The 15788-nt window shown below is 45.8% G+C and carries 20 protein-coding genes; 10 read left to right on the top strand and 10 right to left on the bottom strand.

What is annotated here, in order from left to right:
- Positions 1-25: 25 nt before the first annotated feature.
- Genes PNUC_RS02550 through PNUC_RS02535 form a run of 4 tightly spaced genes read right to left on the bottom strand, consistent with a single transcriptional unit; the run spans position 26 to position 3620 of the window.
- Positions 26-1195, bottom strand: coding sequence for a methyltransferase (locus tag PNUC_RS02550; RefSeq protein WP_011902333.1), 1170 nt, complete (start codon positions 1193-1195; stop codon positions 26-28).
- Positions 1196-2089: a pirin family protein gene (locus PNUC_RS02545; protein ID WP_201721380.1), complete on the bottom strand. Its 894-nt coding sequence runs from the start codon at positions 2087-2089 to the stop codon at positions 1196-1198.
- Positions 2058-2609, bottom strand: a complete 552-nt coding sequence (locus PNUC_RS02540) for a carboxymuconolactone decarboxylase family protein (protein ID WP_011902331.1) — start codon at positions 2607-2609, stop codon at positions 2058-2060. Before PNUC_RS02540 ends, PNUC_RS02545 begins: the two co-directional genes overlap by 32 nt.
- Positions 2610-2618: 9 nt before the next feature.
- Positions 2619-3620, bottom strand: a complete 1002-nt coding sequence (locus tag PNUC_RS02535) for a tripartite tricarboxylate transporter substrate binding protein (protein ID WP_011902330.1) — start codon at positions 3618-3620, stop codon at positions 2619-2621.
- 88 nt (positions 3621-3708) lie between these two features.
- On the opposite strand from PNUC_RS02535, the gene PNUC_RS02530 reads away from it, so the two are divergent.
- The 7 genes from PNUC_RS02530 to PNUC_RS02500 all read left to right on the top strand — a co-directional run bounded on the left by PNUC_RS02530 (position 3709) and on the right by PNUC_RS02500 (position 10055).
- Positions 3709-4479 (top strand): sulfurtransferase, encoded by a 771-nt coding sequence (locus PNUC_RS02530; protein ID WP_048812210.1) that lies wholly within the window; start codon positions 3709-3711, stop codon positions 4477-4479.
- An 82-nt stretch (positions 4480-4561) separates the two neighbouring features.
- On the top strand, positions 4562-5566 hold the full coding sequence (locus PNUC_RS02525; protein WP_011902328.1) for a Bug family tripartite tricarboxylate transporter substrate binding protein: 1005 nt from the start codon (positions 4562-4564) through the stop codon (positions 5564-5566).
- A gap of 47 nt (positions 5567-5613) precedes the next feature.
- Positions 5614-6987 (top strand): MmgE/PrpD family protein, encoded by a 1374-nt coding sequence (locus tag PNUC_RS02520; protein WP_011902327.1) that lies wholly within the window; start codon positions 5614-5616, stop codon positions 6985-6987.
- Positions 6988-7009: 22 nt separating this feature from the next.
- Entirely contained in the window at positions 7010-7987 is a 978-nt protein-coding gene (locus PNUC_RS02515; protein WP_011902326.1) for a D-2-hydroxyacid dehydrogenase family protein, read from the top strand.
- Positions 7988-8004: 17 nt separating this feature from the next.
- Positions 8005-8541: a chromate transporter gene (locus tag PNUC_RS02510; RefSeq protein WP_011902325.1), complete on the top strand. Its 537-nt coding sequence runs from the start codon at positions 8005-8007 to the stop codon at positions 8539-8541.
- Positions 8520-9062 (top strand): chromate transporter, encoded by a 543-nt coding sequence (locus PNUC_RS02505; protein WP_011902324.1) that lies wholly within the window; start codon positions 8520-8522, stop codon positions 9060-9062. Before PNUC_RS02510 ends, PNUC_RS02505 begins: the two co-directional genes overlap by 22 nt.
- A gap of 15 nt (positions 9063-9077) precedes the next feature.
- On the top strand, positions 9078-10055 hold the full coding sequence (locus PNUC_RS02500) for a Bug family tripartite tricarboxylate transporter substrate binding protein (RefSeq protein WP_011902323.1): 978 nt from the start codon (positions 9078-9080) through the stop codon (positions 10053-10055).
- Between the two features lie 22 nt (positions 10056-10077).
- Here PNUC_RS02500 and crcB read toward each other — a convergent pair whose 3' ends face one another.
- From crcB to PNUC_RS10990, 4 genes are read right to left on the bottom strand one after another with little or no spacing between them, the layout of a single operon-like run.
- Positions 10078-10455 (bottom strand): fluoride efflux transporter CrcB, encoded by a 378-nt coding sequence (gene crcB, locus PNUC_RS02495; RefSeq protein ID WP_011902322.1) that lies wholly within the window; start codon positions 10453-10455, stop codon positions 10078-10080.
- Between the two features lie 11 nt (positions 10456-10466).
- Entirely contained in the window at positions 10467-11246 is a 780-nt protein-coding gene (gene ygiD, locus PNUC_RS02490) for a 4,5-DOPA-extradiol-dioxygenase (RefSeq protein ID WP_011902321.1), read from the bottom strand.
- Between the two features lie 9 nt (positions 11247-11255).
- The gene (locus tag PNUC_RS10995) at positions 11256-11393 is read right to left on the bottom strand and encodes a hypothetical protein (RefSeq protein ID WP_167523315.1); all 138 of its coding nucleotides are present in this window, start codon (positions 11391-11393) and stop codon (positions 11256-11258) included.
- 44 nt (positions 11394-11437) lie between these two features.
- The gene (locus tag PNUC_RS10990; protein ID WP_155763310.1) at positions 11438-11605 is read right to left on the bottom strand and encodes a hypothetical protein; all 168 of its coding nucleotides are present in this window, start codon (positions 11603-11605) and stop codon (positions 11438-11440) included.
- A gap of 29 nt (positions 11606-11634) precedes the next feature.
- Here PNUC_RS10990 and PNUC_RS02485 point away from each other — a divergent pair, with 29 nt between their 5' ends.
- Both PNUC_RS02485 and PNUC_RS02480 read left to right on the top strand, forming a co-directional pair.
- Positions 11635-12297, top strand: coding sequence for a site-2 protease family protein (locus PNUC_RS02485; RefSeq protein WP_048812209.1), 663 nt, complete (start codon positions 11635-11637; stop codon positions 12295-12297).
- A gap of 70 nt (positions 12298-12367) precedes the next feature.
- Complete coding sequence (locus PNUC_RS02480; RefSeq protein WP_011902319.1) at positions 12368-12820, top strand: c-type cytochrome; 453 nt, start codon at positions 12368-12370, stop codon at positions 12818-12820.
- Here PNUC_RS02480 and PNUC_RS02475 read toward each other — a convergent pair whose 3' ends face one another.
- Complete coding sequence (locus tag PNUC_RS02475) at positions 12821-13501, bottom strand: cytochrome b/b6 domain-containing protein (RefSeq protein WP_011902318.1); 681 nt, start codon at positions 13499-13501, stop codon at positions 12821-12823.
- Between the two features lie 43 nt (positions 13502-13544).
- Here PNUC_RS02475 and PNUC_RS02470 point away from each other — a divergent pair, with 43 nt between their 5' ends.
- Positions 13545-14750 (top strand): MFS transporter, encoded by a 1206-nt coding sequence (locus PNUC_RS02470; RefSeq protein ID WP_011902317.1) that lies wholly within the window; start codon positions 13545-13547, stop codon positions 14748-14750.
- Between the two features lie 20 nt (positions 14751-14770).
- On the opposite strand, the gene PNUC_RS02465 is transcribed toward PNUC_RS02470, so the two are convergent.
- On the bottom strand, positions 14771-15712 hold the full coding sequence (locus PNUC_RS02465; protein WP_011902316.1) for a 3-hydroxyacyl-CoA dehydrogenase family protein: 942 nt from the start codon (positions 15710-15712) through the stop codon (positions 14771-14773).
- Between the last annotated feature and the right edge of the window lie 76 nt (positions 15713-15788).

Raw genomic sequence — 15788 nt, 5'->3', positions numbered from 1 at the left:
AATATTGGTTGGTAAAGTCTAAATTTTAAAGCGAAGTTTTAGGTGCCAAACGCCACAGCGAAGTAAGTTCAGCAGATCTGGCCTTATACAGCGCATCAGTAGGATCAAATGCCTTGCGATGGCTAGGCTTGGTATTCATACGATCAAGCACCTGGAGGCCCGCCTGATCAATCCAGTCCCGTAACTCTTCGCGAGTTCTTAATCCCAAATGCTCTGCTAGATCCGAAAGAATTAACCAACCCTCCCCACCCGGCAGCAAATGGTCTTTTAAGCCCTGCAGAAAACCCTTCAACATTTGGCTTTCTGGATCATAAACGGCATACTCTAAAGTAGAACTCGGTCTCGCTGGCAGCCAAGGTGGGTTACAAACAATCAGAGCAGCTTTGTCATCAGGAAATAAATTGGTTTTGAGAACTACGATCTGCGACTCTAATCCTAGACGCTCAATATTTTCTTGGGCACACGCAATAGCTCGATCATCTTGGTCGGTAGCGATAATTTTCTTTACCTCACGAACTGCCAAAACTACGGACAATACCCCGGTACCAACTCCGATATCAAACGCGATAGATGATTTTTGTATGGCCTTAGGTAGTGGCGCCTTGAGAAGCAATTCGATATATTCCCCTCGAATGGGAGAGAAGACGCCGTAATGGGGATGAATTCGAATCTCTTCATCATCCCTAACTAAAATAGGTACGCCTTTCTTGCGCCATTCGTGAGCACTAATAACACCGAGTAACTCTCGCAATGAAACAACATAAGCCTCTTGTTGCGCTCCGTAGGCTTCCATGCAGGCTTGTGTAAGCTCAGGTGCTCGGCGAAGCGAGATGCTATGGTCAGCGTTGATTGGGATCAAAACCATACCCAAAATACGGGCACGCTGCGACTGAGAAAGGCGGTGTAGATTAAAAATATCTACAGGGGATTTAGATTTTTCTTTCTCGAGCCTATCAATACGCTGTGATTTTTTAGAAGGCTTATCAACTCTTCTAATTAAAGCTTGCAATAACTGTTTGGCATTCTGAAAATCACCAGTCCATAACATCGCCGTTCCTTCGCACGCTAAGCGATAGGCAACATCGGCCGTTAGCGTGTCATCAGCAGCAATCACTTTTTGATGGGGGCGAATTCCATTCTCTGAGTGCCATTTTGCAGAATGACTTAACTCACCCTGATTCCATTGAATATTCACTTAGGAAATAACAAAACGATTATTTTGATAATCATCAATGGCCTGTTCGATTTCAGCGCGGGTGTTCATGACGAAAGGACCATATTGGACTATGGGCTCATGCAAAGGCAAGGCAGCCAACACAATAAATTGTGCACCTGCTTCACCAGACTTCACCTTGAGACGATCACCATCACCCAAGACGATGGCAGCTTGTGTTGGCGCTGGTCTCATAGGCCCACCAACCTCTAGCTCACCCTTATAGAGGTATAGAAAAGCATTAAATTCCTTAGCAATGCGATGCTCAAACTCGATATGAGGGGGTAAATTTACGTCCAGAAACAATGGCGCAGTAGTGATGCCTTGTATCGGACCTTGAATTGCGCCATCAGCACCTTCATACGAGCCTGCAATGACTTTAATAGAGCCACCGTGCTCTAGCTCAACACGAGGTATCTCCTCCACCTGAATATCTTGATATCCTGCAGGCTTCATTTTTTCTTGAGCTGGTAGGTTTATCCACAACTGAAAGCCACGCATTGCACCACTGACTTGTTGAGGCATTTCAGAGTGGATAATGCCGCGACCTGTTGTCATCCACTGCACGCCACCCGTCTTCAAATGCCCCTGATTGCCTAAATGATCCTCATGCAACATATGCCCTTCGAGCATATAGGTCACCGTCTCAAAACCACGGTGAGGGTGTGCAGGAAAACCCGCCACATAGTCATTGGGATCGTTTGAAGAAAACTCATCCAACATTAAGAAAGGATCAAGCCTCAATTGCTCTTGCCCGCCCAAACTACGACGCAGCTTTACGCCTGCGCCATCAGAGGTCGCAATGCCAGGGATGATGGTTTGAATATTGCGAATCATCAATTCATTAAGCTGGAGGGTGGTCTTCTGGATTGACATCCAGCGCAATTAGGAATCGAGACACCATGTTGTAAGCAGCAATCACTGTTACCAGTTCGACAGTATCTGTACTTCCTAGTTCTTGCTGCAAACGCTTCATCAGCGTGCCATCAACTTTTATATTGCGCGTCATCTGAAATGTTAAATCCGCAGCATCGTTCTCAACTTGTGAAAACAATTGCCTAGGAAACGTGGCTTGACCTATCAAACGCAACCCTTGAACCTGCTCTTCAGTACCGCCAGCCTTTTTAAATGGTGGTGCATGATGAAAAAATTCATATTCAGCGCCATTCAGAACAGCAACACCGCACATCGCTAACTCACGTAATTTTGGATCTAGAGATAAATTATTACGGATCTCACCAATAAAATGATTCCAGCCCTCTGCAATCGGAACGCTATGTAAAAGCATCCGATCTAAATTAATAAATTGGCCGCCGCGTCTCTTGCGAATCGCGGCAACCAATTCTGCGGGTTCTGCCAAATCCATTGGCTGATATGGAATTAAACGTTCAGACATATTGATTCCTTATTGACCAGTTTCTTTAATATTATTTTCAATCACAAACTTGCCCCAAACCGCAATTTGTTTGCCGATAAATTCGCGCAAAGTTTCGGGCGAACCGCCAACAATTTCAATGCCTTGAGCTTTAAACTTTGCAGCGACAGCTGGATTCTTTAGCGCCTTGTTAATTGCTTGATTCATTGCATTCACAATGGCTGGCGGAGTTTTACCAGGAGCTAAGACAGCCCACCATGCCGGTGCGCTAAAGCCTGGGAAGCCACTTTCAGCAATCGTTGGCACGTTAGGTAAAGAAGGTGATCTTTTTGCAGTAGTGATTACCAAAGGAATAACCCCACCACTTTCAATATGCGGCTTGACTAAAAATTCAGAGCCAATCGCCAACTCAACTTGTCCACCCAAGACGTCTTGCATCAATGGGCCACCGCCACGATAAGGAATGTGGTTCCAATCAAAACCGGCTTGTTTAGCAAGGCGGGCCATCGCTAAATGACCTAAGCTACCAATACCAATCGAACCATAGCTAAATTTCTTACCAGCCTTTGATTGCTCTACTAATTGTTTAAAGCTGGTAATGCCTGAATTCTTACTAGCTACCAATACCATTGGTGATGTGCCAACCAATATCACCGGGGCAATATCTTTAATTGTGTCGTACGGGAGCTTGTCTTTGAGACTCGGGTTCACTCCGTGCGTATCAAATACCACTGCAAAGGTATAACCATCTGGATCTGAACGAGTCATGGCTGATGTGCCAATCACGCCAGAAGCGCCTCCCACATTCTCAACAATCACGTTTTGCTTTAATTCGGATTGCAAGGCAGGAGCCAAAATACGAGCAACCTGATCGACCGAGCCCCCTGGTGGGAATACGGCTATCAAGCGAATTGGCTTTTGAGCAGGCCAAGTGCCTACTCCACCTGATTGGGCCCAACTGAGGCTACTTAGACCTAAAGCCATCAGACCTACAAATAAAGCTCTTTTGGCTATTTTTACTGAATTCAGCATGGATTGTCTCCTCCTAATAAGACCTCAAGATTACCACCCCCAGGGGCTGTTTGCTCGATAATGGCGGGGTAGCTAGATGAGAGAAAAAATGAAGTCAATTTTGAATATTGCCGCCTATTTATTTGTCAGCCTTGATGCGTTGACAGATTTACGCGCCAAAATGCTCGATGAATGTAATGCCCGAAATCTGAAAGGCACCATTTTGCTCACCGGAGAGGGCATCAATATGTTCTTGGCTGGTGGAGAAAATGAGATGCGTGGATTTCTGGAGTGGCTTCGGTCTGATCCACGCTTCCAAACAATGCAGGCAAAAGAAAGCTGGTCAGACACTCAACCTTTCAAAAAAATGCTTATTAAACTCAAGAATGAAATCATTCGCATGAATCATCCGAGCATTCGCCCAGAAGAAGGTCGTGCAAATTTTATTGCACCTAAGAAGCTACAGGAATGGCTTGATCGCGGTACTGATGATTTAGGGCGGCCAGTAGTTATGGTCGATACTCGTAATGCCTTTGAGGTGGAGTACGGTACCTTTGAAAATGCCCTCCACTTTAATATTGAAAAATTCACGGAATTTCCTGCAGCTATTTCCGCGCAAAAGGAAGCGCTTGCCGGCAAAACACTAGTGAGTTTTTGCACCGGAGGTATCCGCTGTGAAAAATCGGGGCTTTATATGCGCGAGATCGGTATGGACCACAGCTATCAACTTGAAGGCGGCATCCTTAAATACTTTGAAGAAGTTGGTGCAGCGCACTACAAAGGCAGCTGCTTTGTTTTTGATGAGCGCGAAGCGTTGGAGCCAAACCTAGAGACCATCCCAATCGAACAATCTATCCGAAAAAAGCTCAAAACTGAGTAGGATCAAGCAAAGTTTTCCCCAAAAATAGTAGAATTCAGCGGTTGCTCCACATGAATACATAACAATAATCTGGGCTTGAGACATGACTAAAACCTCTAATCGGCGCGCGCCGATTTTTTTATCCTATGCGCTGTTAGCATTCACTGCATTGACTGGTAGTCTTAGTGCTTACGCTCAAGCAGCAGGCCCCACATATCCTGTCAAGCCAATCAAGCTGATTGCCCCTGTTGCCGCCGGTGGTGGTTTAGATAATATTGCTCGCGCTGTTGCTGAAAAACTATCTCGCTCAATTGGTCAGCCAGTGATTGTTGAAAATATGGGTGGTGGTGGTGGCTCAATCGCATCTCAAGCCACAGCAAAGGCACCGGCTGATGGCTACACACTCATGATTGCGTATGTTGGTACACATGGCACCAACCCAGCAGTACGTCGTCTACCTTACGATGCCATTAAAGACTTCACCCCCATTGGAATGATTGGCGCCACACCAAATGTATTAATCATTAATCCAGAATTACCAATCAAAAATTTTTCTGAGTTTGTAGCCTACGCCAAAAAGAATCCCGCTAAATTAAGTTATGGCTCAGCTGGACCTGGCACTCTAACCCATTTAGGAATGGAACAATTAAAGCTAGCTGCCGGAATCTTTATGGTTCACGTCCCCTATCGCGGAGTTGGCCCAGCCTATACAGATTTACTCGCAGGTCAAACACAGGCTATGTTCCCCACACTATTTGCTGCACTGCCCTATATCACCACTAACCGAGTGCGCGGCCTCGCTGTGACTGGCGCTAAGCGTAGTCCCGCAGCGCCTACCATCCCGACTTTTAAAGAGCTTGGATATAACGGTTTTGATGGTCAGCAGTGGTACGGTGTAGTAGGTCCTGCCAACCTACCGCCAGCAATTGTCAGCAAGCTCAATACTGAACTCAATAAAGTGTTGGCTACCCCTGAATTCTCAGAAAAGATGACTAGCGAGGCGATGACTTTAATGCCAATGACGCCAACGCAGTTTGCCACCTACATCAAAGAAGATATTGCACGCTGGGCCAAGGTCGCCAAAGATCGCAATATCGAACTTGAATAAATTCTCATTCTCTAATACACCATTCCATCTCTTACATAGGAAATCATATGTCCCACGCTATTGCCGCCGCAGCTGATCTCAATGCACCTCCAGTAACTAAAATTTTGGCAGAGTTTGTTACTTCACACCCCAGCCAAGGTTGGACGCCAGAAGTAGATCACGAAGCACATCGTACGTTTTTAAACTGGCTTGGTTGCGCCATTGGAGCCGCTAATCATGAAAGCGTAGAGTCTTCTTTAGCTGCAATACGGGAATTTCAGCCCGCACCGCAAGCCAGTATTTTAGGGCGTAAAGATAAAGTAGATATGGGTGGCGCCGCGCTGATTAACGGTATCAGCTCACATACTTTTGACTTTGATGACACACACCTCAAAACAGTCATTCATCCAGCAGGCCCAGTTGCATCTGCAATCCTAGCCCTAGGTGAGCACATAAATTCAAATGGTCGCCAAATTATCGATTCACTCGTTCTCGGCATCGATGTAGCCTGTCGCGTCGGTAATGCAATGTACCCTGATCACTATCATCGCGGCTGGCATATCACTGGTTCAACCGGAATGCTCGGCTCTGCAGCAGCATGCTCACGTTTGATGGGTCTTGATCTGCAAAAAACAACTATGGCACTGGGTATTGCTGCCTCTCAACCCGTTGGTATGCGTGAGCAATTTGGCACCATGACTAAGCCCTTTCACCCTGGTGGTGCAGCTCGCGCCGGACAACTCTCCGCGCTTTTAGCGAAGCATGGTTTTACTTCAAGCCCTAAAGCGCTTGAAGCTGGTCGTGGTTATATGCAAACCGTATCCACCAAGTGCGACTGGAGTGAGATTGATCGCGCCCTTGGAAAATCATTTGAAATTTCTTTGAATACTTATAAACCGTTTGCTTGCGGCATTGTGATTCATCCGGCGATTGATGCTTGCGCACAATTACGTGCCCAGGGAGTTAAAGCAGAGGACGTAGAGAGTATTGAATTGCGCGTTCATCCTTTGGTATTAGAGCTTACCGGAAAGAAAACACCTAAAGATGGTCTCGAAGGAAAATTTAGTGTGTATCACGGCTGTGCTGTTGGCTTGATTTTTGGTCAAGCTGGCGAAGGCGAATACGCTGATGACATTGTGAATCGCCCTGATGTTGTCGCCTTACGCGCTAAGGTGAACGCCACTACGGATACCTCTATTAGCGAAGCATCAGTTGACGTTAAAGCCTTCCTAAAAGATGGAAAAGAAGTTCATATCTTCGTGAAGAATGCGATTGGCTCTGTTGAGAATCCAATGAGCGATACTCATTTAGAGCAGAAGTTCACGAGCTTGGCAGAGCCAGTGATAGGTAAAGAAAAAACGCGTCAATTGATTTCTGCATTATGGAAATTAGGACAAGCATCAGATCTAAAGCAGATTCTGAGCCTTTGCACCCCTGAATAAACTTCACTGAAAGTATTTAAAAATGGCTTCTGTACCAAATATTGTTGTTTTAGGCGACTATGAACATGCATTGCGTCGCTTCCCTAATTGGGAAAAATTAGAAACACAAGCAAATCTCAAGATCTATCATGAGCCCCTAAGAGACGAGGCCTTATATCAAGTCATTAAAGATGCAGATGCAATAGCCATTGTTCGTGACCGTGCGCCAATGAATGAAGCCATGATTGCGCGCCTGCATCACTTGAAGTTTTTAATGTTTACTGGTGAGCGTAATGGCACTCTAGATGCAAAGGCTTTAATGGCCCGGAACATCACCGTTGCTTGCTCTCCTGGTGGTCCCTCCAAGGAAACTACCGCTGAACTAACTTGGGCTTTAATTCTAGGGGCTTCAAAACGCCTTATTGAAGAAAATAAATTGATTGCTAGTGGCGGTTGGCGTGATGAACTTTCACTGCTTCCAATGCTAGCAGGAGAGCGCCTAGGCATCATGGGACTTGGCGCTATTGGTAGTCGAGTTGCACGCGTTGGTGCCGCATTCGGCATGGAAGTAGTTGCATGGAGTCCACGCATGACACCAGAGCGTGCTGCGCTTGAAAATGCTAAATCAGTTAGCTTGGAAGAATTACTAAAAACCTCTAAAGTAGTCTCGATGCACCTAGTTGCAGGGCCGGGAACCAAAGGGATCATTAGTACAGAGCAGCTTGCCTTAATGCGCCCAGACTCTATCTTGGTCAATACCTCACGCGCAGCACTCATTAATATGGGCGATCTTCAAAAAGCGCTTGTGGCTGGAAGACCTGGTCAGGCAGCTGTGGATGTCTTTGACGTTGAGCCGCTTCCTAAAGATGATCCTTTGCGCAATACCGCTAACTTATTAGTCACACCGCACCTAGGATTTATCGCTGAACCCATTTTTGCTGCTTTCTCTAAAGGCATTATTGAAGCACTTGAGGCTTGGCTAGAAAATAAACCTGCACCCCATCCATTTAATCCACAGTAATTTCTCTTAGATCCATCTTGAAGACACTTACTCCTAAGCAATTATTTATTGGGTTTAGCAAAATCGGTATGTCGGGGTTTGGTGGCGTACTGCCCTGGGCTCGCCGTACGATCGTAGAAGAAGAGCATTGGCTCACCTCGGAAGAATTTAGTGCCATGCTCGGTATTTGCCAAATTGTTCCTGGGCCAAATATCGTGAACCTGGGGGTGTGTGTTGGCAGTCGATTTGCTGGCATTCCGGGCGCAATTGCTGCGGTAATGGGCTTATTGCTTGGCCCTGTTGCCTTAGTGATTGTGTTGGGCATTTTGTATGGACACTACAGCTATATGCCTCTTGTACAAGGAATGCTCAGAGGCGTTTCAGCAGTTGGGGTTGGCCTTATCGCCAGCACGGGCTTCAAGATGATGCGTTCTGAACTCCAATATCCGCCGATGCTTGCCGTCATCATTCTGACTGTACTAGCAGCAACCTACTTTCATCTTGGTTTAGGCTGGGTTGTACTCATCTCTTCACCTTTAGCGTTATTGCTTGCATGGAAGAAAGTGAAGAGATGATTAGTACGCTTGCTAGCTTATTTCTAAAGCTCTCTGTTTTTTCACTATTTGCCTTTGGTGGAATTAACGCATTACTCCCAACGCTTTATGATCTTGCCGTCAATCAAGAGCAGTGGATTAACGGCCAAACGTTTGCCGATTATTTTGCAATTGCTCAAGCAGCACCAGGCCCAAACCTGATGACAGTAACGCTAATAGGCTGGAATGTAGGTGGCATTTTCGGTGCAGCCATTGCGACTCTAGCCATTGCCTGGCCTTCATCGATCATGATTTATTTCTTGCAACGCTCTATCAATAATATGCAGGACAAGGATAAGCAGAAATCGATCCAGTTCGCAGCTGGGGCCCTAGCCGTTGGCTTAGTGCTCTCAGCTTCTTGGCAAATTGCTCTACAAATTAACCAAAGCACTGCAGCCTACTTATTGACTATTGGAACGATTGCTATTACTTTCTTTACGCGCTGGCACCCCTTGTACCTTATAGTCATTGGTGCTTTACTTGGGGTAATGGGTTTTATTTAAAGGTTAGGGGTGTATATGAACTTCTTCAAGTTGATTTTCATTTCGATCGCAGCAATTGCAAGCCTTTCTTCTTCGGGCGCATTTGCTCAAGCAAATTACCCAAACAAGCCAATTAATTTTATTGTTCCCTATGGTGCTGGCGGCGGAGCTGACTCACGCAGCCGACAGATTGCTCAGAAGATGAGCATCATCCTCAAGCAGCCCATCATTGTTGATAACAAACCTGGTGCTGGCGGCAATATTGGCACTGAATATATTTCAAGAGCAGCTCCTGATGGATACACCATCGGCATGGGAAACTTCGCGCCCATGGCAGTCAATAAGACACTCTTTGGAAATCTCCGCTACGACCCTGAAGCGGATTTAACACCTATAGTGCTGATTGAAAAGGGTCCTTTAGTATTGGTAGTGAATCCAAACTCTCCTTATAAAACAGTACAAGATATTGTCGCAGCTGCAAAAGCAAAACCAGGGGTACTTACCTTCTCCTCAGGCGGTATTGGTGGTAGCCATCAACTCTCAGCAGAACTCTTTAAACAAAGTGCAGGCATTGACATGATTCATGTGCCCTATAAAAGTGGATCCGCTGGTTTAACCGATTTGATGGCGGGCAATGTCACTATGATGTTTGATCAGATGTACTCAGCTTTACCCAGCATCAAGGCGGACAAATTACGCCCAATTGCAATCACCAGCAAAAAACGCTCCCCCCTCTTGCCTAGCATTCCAACATTTGCAGAGGCTGGCTACCCTAAAGTAGAGGTTCTCAATTGGCAGGGTTTAATTGCACCTAAGGGCACTCCAAAAGCCATTATTGACAAACTGAATGCTGCTGCAAATGAGGCTTTAAAGGACCCTCAATTACGCGAACTGATGCTTTCTCAAGGCAATGAAATTGGCGGTGGATCACCAGCAGAATTTGCGGCTTTAATTAAAGCTGAATCAGCTAAGTGGAGTTCAGTAGTAAAGACGGCAAATATCAAACCAGAGTAAAGTAACTCTGTCTAATAACTGCTTACTTGATTGCCTGATAAGTCCAGATACCCAAAAGGGTAAGCACTAAAGAGCCTACTAGGTGCAGCAACGCTGTGCCTAGGGCCCAGGTAAATTCTCCACGTTGAATCATGGTCACCACTTCTGCTGAGAAGCTAGAGAAAGTAGTTAGGCCTCCAAGAAAACCGGTAATGATCAACAGCTTCCACTCTGGGGATAAATGGGGATTGTTTCCAAAAAAGGCTAGTGCAATACCAATCAGATAGCCACCCACCATATTGGAGATCAATGTTCCCAAAGGAATTACTGATGCCACTCCAACGGACAATAAGTTAAAGCCAGTCCTTAATAATGCACCAAGTCCAGCCCCACAGAAGATTGCAAGTATCGATAGCCACATAATCAGAGTCTTTATTGAACAGAAAAACTGAGCATACTAATGGAGCTCATCTCAATTCCATCTATAAATACTTTGGCAATCTCATCGTCTTGTTGCAAAGCCAAAATATATAAAGCAGGCCAGTAATGCTCAGCCGTAGGAATGGATAAGTGAGCTGCATCACCATAACGCTCCCAATCAATCAATGGATCGTGATGATTGGCGCGGATTTCAGAAGAAAAGAAGTCATTAAAGTCCTTTGCCCAAGGATATGGCTGCGCATCATCTTGCCAATGAATCGTGCGCAGGTTGTGAACAACATTGCCACTGGCCAAAATCAGAATATTTTCATCGCGCAGCGGTCTTAACTGTTTAGCAAGCTCATAGTGCTCACGCGCCGACATCGATCCATCCAAACTTAACTGTACTACCGGAACATCAGCATTGGGATAAAGGTATTTGAGAACAGACCATGCGCCGTGATCAATCCCCCACTCATTCTCTTCAAGCACTATAGGAATATCTAGCAATTCTTGAACACGATCCGCTAAAGCGGGAGAGCCTGGTGCTGGATATTGAATATCAAACAAGGTCTGCGGAAAGCCACCAAAGTCATGAATAGTTTTTGGCTTAGCCATTGCGGTAACCCATGTACCGCGAGTGACCCAATGTGCGGAGATAACCAAAATGGCATCTGGGCGTTTTAAATTTTTACCTAAATTTGCCCAAGCCTGCGTATAGCGATTGGGCTCTATGGCATACATTGGACTGCCATGGCCAGCAAATACTGCAGGTTGGCGATGGCTAGTCATTAATACAAATTAACCGAATACGTAACCAATATGAGCAGCTACCAATGCAAACAAAATTGCTAGGCTTGTTGCGATAGCCAACATTACGATCAAAGTGATGATCTTTTTGTTGATTTCGCCTTTAGATTCGTTATGCCATTCGTTCATGCTAAATCCTCTGTAAACACATTAATGATGGATGCAATTATCCACTATCGACCGCGGCCTGCCTTACGCATCATGGCTTTTCCGCCACCAAAGCCAGCTTGAGGCCTTCCTGCTGGGCCGGATGGTCCTTTGGGGACTGGTGGACGTGCTGGGGGTTTAACACCGGCTGTCTTAACGGGGGTTTTTGAATCGGGTTTCTTTTCTTCAGTCACTTTTGCGCTCCTATGGATATCATATTGCCATGATTACTGACTATTCTATCCAAGCTGTCGCAATTAATGCGATTCCCTTGATTTTTGCCATCACCATCCATGAAGCAGCCCATGGGTATGCAGCCCGCAAATTTGGGGATAACACGGCGTATATGCTCGGCAGGGTAAGCCTCAACCCCGCTAAACATATAGATCCAGTGGGAACTATTCTGATACCCCTAGTACTGATACTGACAGGATCCCCGTTTTTAGTGGGCTATGCCAAGCCGGTACCCGTCAACTTTGGCAGGCTTCGAAACCCCCGGATTGACTCTATTTGGGTTGCTCTGGCTGGGCCAGGATCCAACTTTATCCAAGCGATTCTTTGGGCTATCTTCTGGGTTGTAGTACAGGGTATTGGTCTCCAAGAGCCCTTTTTCATCTCCATGGCCAAGGCAGGGATTATGTGGAATGTGGGGCTTTTAGTATTTAATCTCTTCCCCCTACCACCCTTAGATGGCGGACGTATCCTGGGAAGCCTTTTACCTGCACGTCAGTCTATTGCCCTAGGTAGATTAGAGCCTTGGGGCTTCTTTATTGTTCTTGGCTTGGTATTTACCGGAATTATCGGCAGCCTATGGATGGAGCCCCTGAGCAACTTTTTCCTGGGAATCATTAATTTATTGATCACCCCCCTTAGAATGCTTTTTTAAGGCCTGCAAGAAATAGAGTTCTCGGATATCCTCATTATGAGCAGTACCACCTGATCAATGGAGAGATCTTATGACAATACGAAAAATCATCTTAGCTGGAGCAGCTATCGCATTAACGATCAGTGCTAGCACCACATTTGCGCAATTTCAAAATGCTGATAAAGCAGTTGAATATCGTGAGAGTGTGATGACTGTGATTGGTACGCATTTCGGTAGGATCGGTGCAGTTGTTAAAGGCGATGTTCCCTACAATAAAGATGAGGTTGCAAAGAATGCAGCGATCGTAGCGATGATGTCTACACTCCCCTGGCAGGCATTTGGCCCAGGCACTGAAGGTGGTAAGGCTAAGCCAGAGGTTTGGTCGGATAACGCCAAGTTCAAAGCAGCGGCTGAAAAAATGCAGCTAGCAGCAGCTAATCTCAATACTGCAGCACAGTCAGGCGACTTAGACAATATCAAAAAAGCGTTTGGCGCCACTGGGCAAGCCTGTAAAGGCTGCCATGATGATTTTAAAAAGAAATAATTACTGAGTAATGAAGTAACCAACTACTACAGCGATCACGCTCAGCAATACCAAAGCAAAGGCGCGCTGTAAACCTCCATCTTTGGAGGCGCGGCCCAAGTCAGTAGGCAGATACTTTGCCTCCTCGCTTGGGTCAATTTCTTTATCGCCAGTGATCATCGGTTTAATGAGGTTTTCACCTTTGAATTTGTTGTAATACCAAATCGCAGCGATATGGATAGTGATTAAGGTGTAAATCACCACTTGGTTGCCTTCATGTATCTCAGATAAAAATGAAACAACAGACCCCGAAGCAAATTTAGCAAGCGGACCCTGAAATGCAATCTCGTCATCTACGAATAAGCCAGTGAAGGCTTGAACGCACAAAACAAAAAGTAAGGCAAATACTGAAAGAGCCCCAATTGGGTTGTGTCCTAAAACGCGTGGTGAGCTTCCCTGCAAATAATGGATGATCTTTGCAGGACTTGGAAAGAAGGATGTAAATCGTGCGTGAGTCGATCCCACAAATCCCCAGACTAGCCTGAAGATCAAGAGCGTCAAAATGGAATAACCAAAATAGGCATGGTATTCAATAGCATTACCGCCAATATTGACGCAAATTAAGCTCCCCACAATACAAGCCACGAGTAGCCAGTGAAAAAGACGGAGTGGTAAGTCCCATATGCGGATCATTTTCTTCATAAGCAAAAGGATAAAGCACAATCTCCCTTAAACTACCAAAAACATGAATCCAAGCAAAGCTTTTAGAACCCTGCTGCTTTATCGTATTGGCGCTACCCTCAGCTATCAAATCACGATGGTGGCTGTTGGTTGGCATCTATATGAAATTACTAATAGCGTTGTATCTCTTGGCTTAGTTGGCCTAGCCGAGCTGGTTCCCTACTTTCTCTTAGCCCTATATGCAGGTCACGCGGTTGATCACTACTCCCGCAAACTGATCGCGGCATTTGCATGTCTGATTCATATTGCAGTTGCCCTGTTTCTAACGGGAATTGCTCTTGGGTGGCTTACTCCGCCAGTGCCACTGATTTACACAGCCATCGCATTTATCGGGGCTGGCCGGGCATTATTGAGGCCTTCCTATACCGCCATCTTTGGTCAAATCATTCCCCGCGCGCAATTGCCTCGCTATACCGCTTATGCCTCATCCGCCTTTCAGATTTGCGTAGTGGCAGGTCCTGGACTTGGGGGCTTATTGATTGGCTTTGCCGGTCTAGAGTGGACGTATTTGATGGCAGCCTTTTGTGGCGCCCTCGGTTTGTATGGCATTACCTTTATTCACGCCCCACCGGAGAAGATCAGCCAATTAGGCGGGCATTTTTTCAAAAGCTTTTTAGAAGGCTTTCATTACGTGAGAAAACATGAACTCATTCTAGGGATCATGGCTTTAGACATGTTTGCCGTTCTCTTTGGCGGCGCCGTCTCTATTCTGCCGGCCTTTGTCAAAGAGATATTGGATGCGGGTCCAGAAGTATTGGGCATCTTGCGTGCCGCTCCCGCAGCTGGGGCCGTGATTACTGGCATCTATTTAGCAAGACGTCCTTTGCTTACTGACTCTGGAAAACATTTATTTCTCTCTGTTGCCGGATTTGGGCTCGCCATCATTGCTTTTGGCATCTCCAACCATTTGTGGATATGCGCCTTTTTCTTATTTATTTCTGGTTGTTGCGATTCAGTGTCAGTAGTGATTCGCGGCAGCATTATGCAATTAACGACACCTGATCATATGCGTGGCAGAATTAGCGCCATCAATGGCATCTTCATTGGATCTTCAAACGAGTTGGGTGCACTGGAGTCCGGAATTGCTGCAAGCCTGATGGGCTTAGTACCTTCTATTGTCTTTGGTGGAGTAGCAACCATCGCGATTGTGCTGATCACTTATAAGCTAGCTCCGCACTTAAGCAAACTACATCTCAAAGATATCTCGTAGAGTTATTTAAATCAGAATGCCTATTTGATTTCAGGTAAATCTTTTTGAATAATCTTTAAGCCAGCACGCAAAGCATCTTGATAGCGCTCACGTTCAGCCTTAATTGTTTCAGCAGTCCAAGGGAAAAAGCCTTCGCCTGTTTTCATGCCGAATTTTCCACTCTCCACCCGATCACTCAAGCACTTTGCAATCGTTGGTGAATTATTTAGAGAGGGATAAATTTTGGCACCACCAGCCGCATGAACTTCAAGCCCTGCATGATCTCGCTGCATAGCTGGGCCGGCTGCAATGTAACGAAAGCCAAAGCCAAAACGAACTGCTTTATCAATATCTTCTGGGGTACATATACCGGCATCGACCATAGCAAAAGCTTCACGTGAGAGTGCATGCTGTAAACGATTGGCTAAGAATCCCGGTAAATCTTTTTTCACGGTCACTGGAACCATGCCACATGCTGTCATCAATCTAGACAGACTGTCACCAACCATGGGTGAAGTTTTTTCACCATAAACCACCTCTACACAAGGAACTAAATGGGCCGGCATAAAGAAATGTAAGCCGATCATACGTGCAGCAGTTTTTAAACCGCTAGCAATCTCACTGATTGGGAAGCTGGTGCTATTGCTTGCCAAGACTGCTTCCGGTTTTGCATACTTTTCTAGCTTTGCAAATAACTCTTGCTTGATATCTAAGCGTTCGGGTACACACTCGATCACCAGATCTACGTCTGCCCAATCGACTTCCTCAAGGGAGCCGGCAACCGTCAAAAGATGAATACGATGTTCATATCCAAGATCAGTCATCGTATTGACAAAGTAATCGGGTAGCAGTGCGCGGCGCTCTGTTGTGGGCTCCACTACCTGCACTGCACAACCGCCACGAGCACAAACTGCTGCCACATCTGCCCCCATAGTGCCACCACCGACTATGACTACTTTCGTTTCAGCTGGGGTAAACAACATGAACTAATCTCCTAAGGATGCGGCACATTTGGTTAAAAATTCTCATACAATGGATTCATTATTCCAATAAAAATTA

Source organism: Polynucleobacter asymbioticus QLW-P1DMWA-1 (genome assembly GCF_000016345.1).
Classification (GTDB): Bacteria; Pseudomonadota; Gammaproteobacteria; order Burkholderiales; family Burkholderiaceae; genus Polynucleobacter; species Polynucleobacter asymbioticus.
This window is presented reverse-complemented; position numbering and strand designations above follow the sequence as displayed.

What these genes read in the sequence shown, in the direction of transcription:
- PNUC_RS02545 (WP_201721380.1), bottom strand. Translation starts at nt 2,089, where the DNA reads ATGTCAATCCAGAAGACCACCCTCCAGCTTAATGAATTGATGATTCGC.
- PNUC_RS02540 (WP_011902331.1), bottom strand. Translation starts at nt 2,609, where the DNA reads ATGTCTGAACGTTTAATTCCATATCAGCCAATGGATTTGGCAGAACCC.
- PNUC_RS02535 (WP_011902330.1), bottom strand. Translation starts at nt 3,620, where the DNA reads ATGCTGAATTCAGTAAAAATAGCCAAAAGAGCTTTATTTGTAGGTCTG.
- PNUC_RS02530 (WP_048812210.1), top strand. Translation starts at nt 3,709, where the DNA reads ATGAAGTCAATTTTGAATATTGCCGCCTATTTATTTGTCAGCCTTGAT.
- PNUC_RS02525 (WP_011902328.1), top strand. Translation starts at nt 4,562, where the DNA reads ATGACTAAAACCTCTAATCGGCGCGCGCCGATTTTTTTATCCTATGCG.
- PNUC_RS02520 (WP_011902327.1), top strand. Translation starts at nt 5,614, where the DNA reads ATGTCCCACGCTATTGCCGCCGCAGCTGATCTCAATGCACCTCCAGTA.
- PNUC_RS02515 (WP_011902326.1), top strand. Translation starts at nt 7,010, where the DNA reads ATGGCTTCTGTACCAAATATTGTTGTTTTAGGCGACTATGAACATGCA.
- PNUC_RS02505 (WP_011902324.1), top strand. Translation starts at nt 8,520, where the DNA reads ATGGAAGAAAGTGAAGAGATGATTAGTACGCTTGCTAGCTTATTTCTA.
- PNUC_RS02500 (WP_011902323.1), top strand. Translation starts at nt 9,078, where the DNA reads ATGAACTTCTTCAAGTTGATTTTCATTTCGATCGCAGCAATTGCAAGC.
- crcB (WP_011902322.1), bottom strand. Translation starts at nt 10,455, where the DNA reads ATGTGGCTATCGATACTTGCAATCTTCTGTGGGGCTGGACTTGGTGCA.
- ygiD (WP_011902321.1), bottom strand. Translation starts at nt 11,246, where the DNA reads ATGACTAGCCATCGCCAACCTGCAGTATTTGCTGGCCATGGCAGTCCA.
- PNUC_RS10995 (WP_167523315.1), bottom strand. Translation starts at nt 11,393, where the DNA reads ATGAACGAATGGCATAACGAATCTAAAGGCGAAATCAACAAAAAGATC.
- PNUC_RS02485 (WP_048812209.1), top strand. Translation starts at nt 11,635, where the DNA reads ATGATTACTGACTATTCTATCCAAGCTGTCGCAATTAATGCGATTCCC.
- PNUC_RS02480 (WP_011902319.1), top strand. Translation starts at nt 12,368, where the DNA reads ATGACAATACGAAAAATCATCTTAGCTGGAGCAGCTATCGCATTAACG.
- PNUC_RS02475 (WP_011902318.1), bottom strand. Translation starts at nt 13,501, where the DNA reads ATGAAGAAAATGATCCGCATATGGGACTTACCACTCCGTCTTTTTCAC.
- PNUC_RS02470 (WP_011902317.1), top strand. Translation starts at nt 13,545, where the DNA reads ATGAATCCAAGCAAAGCTTTTAGAACCCTGCTGCTTTATCGTATTGGC.
- PNUC_RS02465 (WP_011902316.1), bottom strand. Translation starts at nt 15,712, where the DNA reads ATGTTGTTTACCCCAGCTGAAACGAAAGTAGTCATAGTCGGTGGTGGC.